This is a genomic window from Paraburkholderia eburnea (genome assembly GCF_002917095.1).
In the GTDB taxonomy this organism is placed as follows: domain Bacteria; phylum Pseudomonadota; class Gammaproteobacteria; order Burkholderiales; family Burkholderiaceae; genus Paraburkholderia; species Paraburkholderia eburnea.
The window spans coordinates 1-1095 of record NZ_PQGA01000056.1 but is presented as its reverse complement, the minus strand read 5'-3'; the positions used below and the strand labels follow the sequence as shown (position 1 = coordinate 1095).

The following is a 1095-nucleotide window of genomic DNA, read 5'->3' as shown; positions in this document are numbered from 1 at the left end:
AAGGCGCAGCGCCGCGATCAGCAGATGGCGCTCATCAAGGCGCTGGGCGGCGGCTTCGACGCGCACGACGCACATGGCGTGAACCTCGTGGCGCCCACGCAGGTCGGCAGCGACGCGAAGGGCGTGAACGGCCAGAGCGACGTGAACGGCGGCCCGTGGCGCGATGCGCCGTGGACTGCGCCGGCCTCGTCGGCGCCTGCCGCCACGGCCGCGAACTGAAAGCGAAAAAAGCCGGAGAAAACATCAAACTCTGGCCAATAACTGAACGAACAGCACGCAAGAATCCGGAGATCCTTCCATGAGCACCCCTCAGCAACCGGCAGCGAACCAGCAGCCAACCGCGCAGCCGAACGCGAACAACGGCAAGCGCCGGCGCATGATGACGCTGCTTGTTCTCGTGATCGTGATTGCAGCCGTTGCCTACGGCCTCTATTACTTCCTCGTCGCGCGCTTTAGCGAAAGCACCGACGACGCCTACGTCAACGGCAACGTCGTGCAGATCACCCCGCAGGTGACCGGCACGGTGATCGCCGTGAACGCCGACGACACGCAGACGGTCAGGATCGGCGCCCCGCTCGTCATGCTCGATCCGGCCGATTCGCGCATCGCGCTCCAGCAGGCCGAGGCCAACCTCGGCCAGACGGTGCGCCAGGTGCGCGGCCTCTTCGCCGACGACAGCCAGTACGAAGCGCAGGTGGCCGTGCGTCAGGCCGACCTCTCGCGCGCGCAGGACGATCTGCGCCGCCGGATGGAAGTCGCGCAGACCGGCGCGGTTTCGCAGGAAGAAATCTCGCATGCACGCGACACCGTGAAGAGCGCCTCCGCCGCACTCGACGCCGCGCAGCAGCAGCTCGCCGCCAACCGTGCGCTGACCGCCAACACGACGATTGCGAACCACCCGAATGTGATGGCCGCCGCCGCGAAGGTGCGCGACGCCTACCTCACGAACGCGCGCAACACGCTGCCCGCGCCGGTCACGGGTTACGTGGCGAAGCGTTCAGTGCAGGTCGGCCAGCGCGTTTCGCCGGGCACGCCGCTGATGTCGGTGGTGCCGCTGAACGCCGTGTGGGTGGACGCGAACTTCAAGGAAGTGCA

The 1095-nt window shown here is 67.2% G+C and carries 2 pseudogenes; both read left to right on the top strand.

Going from position 1 to position 1095, the window contains the following annotated elements:
- Positions 1 to 219: pseudogene (locus B0G62_RS31855) on the top strand (hypothetical protein); the annotation flags it as partial.
- A 79-nt stretch (positions 220 to 298) separates the two neighbouring features.
- A pseudogene (locus tag B0G62_RS31015) lies at positions 299 to 1095 on the top strand (EmrA/EmrK family multidrug efflux transporter periplasmic adaptor subunit); the annotation flags it as partial.